Origin of the sequence: Pseudomonas sp. Y39-6, assembly GCF_023651955.1 — a bacterium.
In the GTDB taxonomy this organism is placed as follows: domain Bacteria; phylum Pseudomonadota; class Gammaproteobacteria; order Pseudomonadales; family Pseudomonadaceae; genus Aquipseudomonas; species Aquipseudomonas veronii.
In genome coordinates this window covers 2,934,365-2,941,276 of sequence record NZ_CP069594.1, presented here as the reverse complement: position 1 = coordinate 2,941,276, position 6,912 = coordinate 2,934,365, and the positions used below count along the sequence as shown (strand labels likewise).

Annotated in this window: 7 protein-coding genes and 1 pseudogene; 2 read left to right on the top strand and 6 right to left on the bottom strand. The window is 62.7% G+C overall.

Going from position 1 to position 6,912, the window contains the following annotated elements; genetic code table 11:
• Nucleotides 1-142: 142 nt before the first annotated feature.
• A pseudogene (locus JN756_RS13570) lies at nt 143-310 on the top strand (type II toxin-antitoxin system HicB family antitoxin); the annotation flags it as partial.
• Between the two features lie 24 nt (nt 311-334).
• Here JN756_RS13570 and JN756_RS13565 read toward each other — a convergent pair.
• From JN756_RS13565 to fmdA, 6 genes are all read right to left on the bottom strand, one after another.
• Nucleotides 335-1,507: an MFS transporter gene (locus JN756_RS13565; protein ID WP_057004781.1), complete on the bottom strand. Its 1,173-nt coding sequence runs from the start codon at nt 1,505-1,507 to the stop codon at nt 335-337.
• Between the two features lie 40 nt (nt 1,508-1,547).
• Nucleotides 1,548-2,903, bottom strand: coding sequence for an MATE family efflux transporter (locus JN756_RS13560; protein WP_201022167.1), 1,356 nt, complete (start codon nt 2,901-2,903; stop codon nt 1,548-1,550).
• Between the two features lie 25 nt (nt 2,904-2,928).
• Nucleotides 2,929-3,501 carry a DUF2239 family protein gene (locus tag JN756_RS13555; protein WP_201022166.1) on the bottom strand — a complete coding sequence of 191 codons (573 nt, stop codon included), beginning with the start codon at nt 3,499-3,501 and terminating at the stop codon, nt 2,929-2,931.
• A gap of 96 nt (nt 3,502-3,597) precedes the next feature.
• Nucleotides 3,598-4,641, bottom strand: a complete 1,044-nt coding sequence (locus JN756_RS13550; protein WP_046383750.1) for an aliphatic amidase — start codon at nt 4,639-4,641, stop codon at nt 3,598-3,600.
• 15 nt (nt 4,642-4,656) lie between these two features.
• Nucleotides 4,657-5,004, bottom strand: coding sequence for an FmdB family zinc ribbon protein (locus tag JN756_RS13545; protein ID WP_046383751.1), 348 nt, complete (start codon nt 5,002-5,004; stop codon nt 4,657-4,659).
• Nucleotides 5,005-5,006: 2 nt separating this feature from the next.
• Nucleotides 5,007-6,236, bottom strand: coding sequence for a formamidase (fmdA, locus tag JN756_RS13540; RefSeq protein WP_046383752.1), 1,230 nt, complete (start codon nt 6,234-6,236; stop codon nt 5,007-5,009).
• A gap of 152 nt (nt 6,237-6,388) precedes the next feature.
• On the opposite strand from fmdA, the gene JN756_RS13535 reads away from it, so the two are divergent.
• The gene (locus JN756_RS13535) at nt 6,389-6,616 is read left to right on the top strand and encodes a hypothetical protein (protein WP_250690880.1); all 228 of its coding nucleotides are present in this window, start codon (nt 6,389-6,391) and stop codon (nt 6,614-6,616) included.
• The last annotated feature ends 296 nt before the right edge of the window (nt 6,617-6,912 follow it).

Here is a 6,912-nt window from a genome sequence, read left to right as displayed (position 1 = left end):
GGCTGTTGACTGCGAGGAATACGGGCTGCCGGGAAATGCCCTACACGAAACCCGTATGCAACTGATACTTCTTGAAGCGCTTCGGGCCTAGGTTAAACGGCGCCAGATCCTAAGAACCATTACGCACAGGAGCAGCGGCTCAATGAATCGCCGACTTAAATACAAGGGTCATACCGGCTCAATAGAAACCAGCGTCGAAGACAACTGCCTGTTTGGGAGGCTTTTGAACATCGACTCACTGGTCAGTTATGAAGGGCAAACCGAAGCGGAACTGGAGGCCGCCTTTCGCCAGGCGGTGGATGACCTCCTCAGCGGTGAGTGCACCGCTCATCCGTCACCCTAACCGCCGATACCCCAACACCGCCGAACCCAACACCACCGCCCCCGCCGCCAGCGCCACCCAGAACCCGCTGGCCGCGCCGAAGTGGTCGATCATCCAGCCGGAGCTGGCGGCGCCGATGGCCACGCCGATGCTCAGGCCGGTGATCAGCCAGGTCATGCCTTCGGTCAAGCGGCTCGGTGGCACGATCCGCTCCACCAGGGCCATGGACACGATCAGGGTCGGGGCGAAGAACAGCCCGGAGATGAAGATCGCCACGGCCAGGCCGGGGATGTTGGTGACCAGCAGCAATGGCAAGGTGGTCAGCGCCGTGGCGACACCACAGCACAGGAACTGCCGGGGCAACGGCGCCTTGAGTTTCAACGTACCGAACGCCAACCCCGCCAGGCACGAACCGATGGCATACACCGACAACACAATGCTCGCCGCCGCCGGTTGGCCCTGGTGCTGGGCGAAAGCGACGCTGACCACATCCACTACCCCGACAATCACGCCCATGGCCAGCAGCAGGATCATCAGGATCAACACCGAGGGCGAAGCGATCAGCCAGCGCCCGTGATGATCATGGCGCTCATGCACGGGCGGCTCGGTCTGGCGTTGCATCACGAACACCGTGACACCGACCGCCAACAGCAACGCCGCCAGCAAAGGCCCGGCCTCGGGAAACAGCACCACGCACAACCCCACCGAGATCGGCGGGCCGACGATAAAGCACACCTCATCGAGCACCGACTCCAGGGCAAACGCGGTCTGGAGCTTGGGCTGGCCGCGGTACAGCTCGGTCCAGCGCGCCCGGACCATGGCTGACATGTTGGGCATGCAACCGGCCAGCGCGGCGAACACGAACAACGCCCAGTTCGGCGCCTGCAAACGCGTACACAACAACAGCAACAACAACGCACCGCCGCCGATCAGCGCGGCGATCGGCAGTACCCTGCCCTGGCTGTAGCGGTCAACCAGCCGCGATACCTGCGGCGCGCAAAATGCCGTAGCCAAGGCAAACACCGCCGCCACCGAGCCGGCCAGACCGTAGCCGCCATGCACCTGCGAGAGCATGGTGATCAAGCCGATGCCAGTCATGGAGATGGGCATGCGCGCGAGCATGCCGGCCAGTACGAACGCCCGGGCGCCGGGCGCCTGGAACAACTCGGCGTAGGGGTTTGCCATGATTGAAACGCCTTCTTTCCTTGATTTGCGCAACCTTTTATCACACCAACCGTGTGATCGGCTTGTGCCGCCACACCATCCGGTAGTACGCCGTCTGCAACGCCAGCATCGCCAGGTACGTCACCGGAAACGCCATCCACACCCCTTCCAGGCCGTACCGCGCATTGAGCAGGTAGGCCACCGGCAACTCCACGCCGAGCACACAGAAGATCGAAATCGCCACCGGGATCAGCACCACGCCGCTGGCGCGCATGATCCCGCCAATCACGGCCTGGAAGCCGAACACCAGGATGCTCCACAGCATGATATGCAGCAGGTGTTCGGCCTTGATCCGCGCGGCGTCGTCGGTGATGAACAGGCCGAGCAACCAGGGCGACAACAGGTAGCCGAGCAGGATCAGGCCACCAGTCAGGCAGGTATTGATCAGCAACCCGGTGCGCAGGATCGGCCCGATCCGTTCCAGGCGCCCGGCACCGATGGCCTGGGCGCCGAGGATCGACGCGGTGATGGCAATCGACAGTGCCGGAAACTGCACGTAGTTGACGATCTGCGTCACCGCGCCATAGGCCGCCGTTGCCTGGGAACCGTGGTGGTTGACCAAGGCCAGGATGACCAATTCGGATAATGACAGCACCACCATCTGTAGCCCGGTGGGCAGCCCGATGCGCAGGACTTTGCCGAGAATCACCCGGTCCAGCCGCAAGGCCGCGAGCAATGCGCGGTCCGGCGCCATCACGTGGTTTTTATGCCGCAGGCGCAGCACCAGAAACAGCATCGCCGCGGCGTTACCCACCAGGCCGGCATACACCGCACTCTGGATGCCCATGGGCGGCAGGCCGATCCAGCCGCGGATCAGCGCCGGCGTCAGCAGCAGACCGACGAATGTCGAGACCATCAGCGCCAGCAGCGGCGAAATCGTGTCGCTGACGCCGCGCAGCAGCTGGGTATAGAGGATAAACACCAACAACAGCGGCATGATCAGCATCATCACCTGGGCATAACCTACCGCGTCATCCAGCACATCCAGCGGCGTGCCCAGCGCCAGTAACGCCGGACGCGCAAACAGGCTGCCAAGCACCGCTGCCACCAAACCCACCAGCGCGCCAAGGGTCAGGGTGGCGCCGGTGATCGCCTTGACCATCGAGGTTTCCCGGGCTCCCCAGGCCTGGCCGATCAACACCGAGGCCCCCGCCCCCAGGCCGATCACCAGGGCGATAAAGAAAAACACGATGGGGAACATCCCCGACACCGCCGCCAACGCCTGGGTACCGAGCATTTGCCCGACATAGATGCCATTGAGCGTGCCGGTGAAGCTCTGCAGAAAGTTGGACAGCACCATCGGTGCGAGGAAGACCAGGTAGATCTGCCACAGCGGGCGTTGTTGGGTCACTTCCATGGTAGTTCGAGTCCCTGGATGATGATCAGGCAGTGAAAGCGTTGCGCGACAGCCAGGCCAGGTACGTCTGCACGTCCACCGGCCAGAGCGCGATCTTGTTGGAAAAGTCTGCGGCGTTGTGGGCAAACAGCGCCCGCGAAGCCTCTTCGAAACCCGGCAGGTCACCGCCGATGGCGCTCATGAAGCGATAGCTGGCCTCTTTGGCCTGGCGCATTTGATCACGACTGGCATGGGCATTGCGCGCTTCATCCACCAACCGTCGCAACGCGGCCGACGCACCGCCACGCTGCTGGCTCAACCACTCCCAATGGCGCGGTAGCAAAGTCACTTCGCGGGCGACCACGCCCAGCTTGGGGCGCCCGACCGCAGGGGACATCGGCGGCTCATCTGGTGCCTCTGCGGGCGCGGGCAGCTCGGGTGCATAACCCGGGGGCCAAGGGTAATCGACCTGGGTGCCGGTGGCATCGTCGAATACCAGGAAGCTGCCGGCCGGCAGATCAAGGTCTGCCAACGCCTGGGCAACGTGGGCATAGGGACCGTCCGCCACACGTCGGTGGTGAACGAAAGCGGTGCAACGAGGGGGATGTTGAGAATCCATGATTTATACCCGGGTAGTATTTGTTTTACCCGGGTTATATTAGAGGGGAATTTTCAGACTGCAAGTCTTATTGCGCAGAACTACCCAGCGTATGCGTTACCTCGCGGTTTTTCCGTGGCCGTCATGGGGCAATTGCCCGACCGGGCAGGCGGCGACGCCCACGGTGCCGCGGGTGATTTTCTCCACGTTCTCCTGGGCTTTTTGCGCATCGAGCACCCAGGTGCGGTAGAACTCGAACGGGCAATCGGCCACGCCTTTGTCGCCATCGCCCGAAGCATGCATACCGGTGTAGCCGCGGTGCAGCAGCTTGAACAGGTGGTTCTGCGACTGATCATTGGCGCGCGCATCGCGGATCTGCGACACCGATAGCTGGGCGTACTGGATGCCCATCTCCTCTTCGCCGCATTCGCCTAGCGTGCGCCCGTCAAAACCGATGATCGCCGAGTGACCAAAGTACGAATACACGCCATCGAACCCGGCGGCGTTGGCCACCGCCACGTAGCAGTTATTGGCCCAGGCCATGCTCTTGGACATCAGCACCTGCTGCTCCTTGGCCGGGTACATATAGCCCTGGCAGCGCACGATCAACTCGGCGCCCTTCATCGCGCAATCGCGCCAGATCTCCGGATAGTTGCCGTCATCGCAGATGATCAGGCTGATCTGCATGCCTTTGGGCCCATCGCAGACGTAGGTGCGGTCGCCCGGGTACCAGCCTTCGATGGGGCACCAGGGAATGCACTTGCGATAACGCTGCACGATCTCGCCGAGGTTATTGATCAGCACCAGGGTGTTATAGGGCGCCTTGTGCGGATGCTCTTCGTGGCGCTCGCCGGTCAGCGAAAACACGCCCCAGGTGTTGGCCTGGCGACAGGCGGCGGAAAAGATCGCGGTCTCTTCGCCGGGGATGCTTGCGGCGGTGGCCATCATCTCGTCGTGGTCGTACATGATGCCCATGGTGCTGTATTCCGGGAACACCACCAGGTCCATGCCCGGCAGGCCCTGCTTCATGCCGAGGATCATCTCGGCAATCTTCTTCGCATTCTCGATGACCTCGGCCTTGCTGTGCAGGCGCGGCATCTTGTAGTTCACCACCGCGACACCGACGGTGTCCGGGCTGCTGGAAATATCGCCATGACGCATTGCAATGCTCCTGGTCTAGTGACTGATCATCCACGGCCGTGGACCGGTCTTGGTCTTGAGGCCCAGCGGGTTGGCCTTGCTCGGCAGCACCTTTTTGCTGGTGCCGCAGCAGCTGCAACCGGCCGGATGGCGACGGTTTTCCTGGTACTCGCCGACCGTTTGCGGCGCGTTGGCGCTGCGCTCGTTGCCGGCGATGGCCTTGCGCTGGTTGGTCGACAACAGCTGCAAGGCCGGGGCCGACACCTGCAACGGCCCTCCCGGCCCGGCGCAGTACGGGCACTGGCTGGGTTCGTTGCGCTGGGCGATCGGCCGCAACATCGTGAACGTGCCGCACGCCTCGCAGGCGTATTCGTAGGTCGGCATGGCTACAGGTCCGGTGCGATGGGCAGGTCGACGCTGCCGTCGAGGAACTTGGTGGGGCCGTTGGCGTTGGGGTTGATGTCGAACTCGAAGATTTCCGTAGGCAGCCACAAGGTCGCGCACGCATTCGGAATATCCACCACGCCGCTGATATGCCCTTGTACCGGTGCCGAGCCGAGCAGCGCATAGCCCTGGGCCGGTGAGTAGCCGAACTTGGTCAGGTAGTTGATCGCATTCAGGCACGCCTGGCGGTAGGCGATGTTGACGTCCAGGTAGTGCTGCTGGCCCTGCTCGTCGACCGAGATGCCTTCGAAGATCAGGTAATTCTTGTAGTTCGGCGTGATCGGGCTCGGCTTGAACACCGGGTTCTTGATCCCGTACTTGGCCATGCCGCCCTTGATCAGCTCGACCTTCATATGCACCCAGCCGGCCATTTCGATGGCGCCGCAAAAGGTGATTTCGCCGTCGCCCTGGCTAAAGTGCAAGTCGCCCACCGACAGCCCGGCGCCCTTGACATAGACCGGGAAGAAGATCTTCGAGCCGCGGGACAAATCCTTGATATCGCAGTTACCGCCATGCTCACGCGGCGGCACGGTGCGCGCGCCGGTGGCGGCGGCATCGTCGCGGGCCTGGCCCTTGAGCTTGCCCATGTGCGCGGTGGCGGCCAGCGGCGCGTTGGCCAGCGGCGGGACACGGGTCGGGTTGGTGTCGATCAGTTCCTGTTCGCGACGGTTCCAGTCGGCGAGCATCACCGGGTCCGGCAGGCAGCCGATCAGGCCGGGGTGGATCAGGCCGGCGAAGTTCACCCCTGGAATGTGCCGTGAACTGGTGAACATGCCCTTGAAATCCCAGATCGCCTTTTGCGCACTGGGGAAGTGATCGGTGAGAAAGCCACCGCCGTTCTGCCGCGAGAAAAAGCCGTTGAAGCCCCACTGGGAATCGGCCTTGGCGCCGATGTCGAGCAGGTCCACCACCAGCAAATCGCCCGGCTCGGCGCCGTGTACACCCACCGGGCCGGACAGGTAATGCACGGTGGACAGGTCCACATCGCGCACGTCGCTGGCGTCGTCGTTGTTCTTGATCGCGCCGGCGGTCCAGTCGTAGGTTTCGAGGATGAAGTCATCGCCCGGCTTGACCCAGCAGGCCATCGGGATATCCGGGTGCCAACGGTTGTGGATCTGCTCGTTTTCGGTGACGGGTTGGTTGAGGTCGACTTTGATCAGCGTTTCGGTCATGGACTGGCTCCTGGACGGATGGCTTGTGGCGTTGAAACCAGTCTCGTGGAGCGAGGTAAAACGGGAAATACGTTGGATGACGTATGGCTCTGCCAGAGAGTGAAACCCAAACAAAAATGTAGGAGCTGGCTTGCCCGCGAAGGTCGCTAACGATGACGCGCGTCGCCAGGATGAACGCGGTGCCTGAACGTTTTTCGCCGGCAGGTTCGCAGGTGCGCTTTTCTGTAGGAGCTGGCTTGCCAGCGAAGGTCGTTAACGATGACGCGCATCGCCAGGATGAACGCGGCGCCTGGACATTTTTCGCCGGCAAGCCGGCTCCTACAGGTGGGTTCGCAGGTGCGCTTTTCTGTAGGAGCTGGCTTGCCAGCGAAGGTCGTTAACGATGACGCGCGTCGCCAGGATGAACGCGGCGCCTGGGCGTTTTTCGCCGGCAAGCCGGCTCCTACAGGCAGGTTCGCAGGTGTGCTTTTCTGTAGGAGCTGGCTTGCCAGCGAAGGTCGTTAACGATGACGCACGTCGCCAGGATGAACGCGGCGCCTGGGCGTTTTTCGCCGGCAAGCCGGCTCCTACAGGTGGGTTCGCAGCCCTGCGTTTCTGTAGGAGCTGGCTTGCCAGCGAAGGTCGTTAACGATGACGCGCATCGCCAGGATGAACGCGGCGCCTGGACATTTTTCGC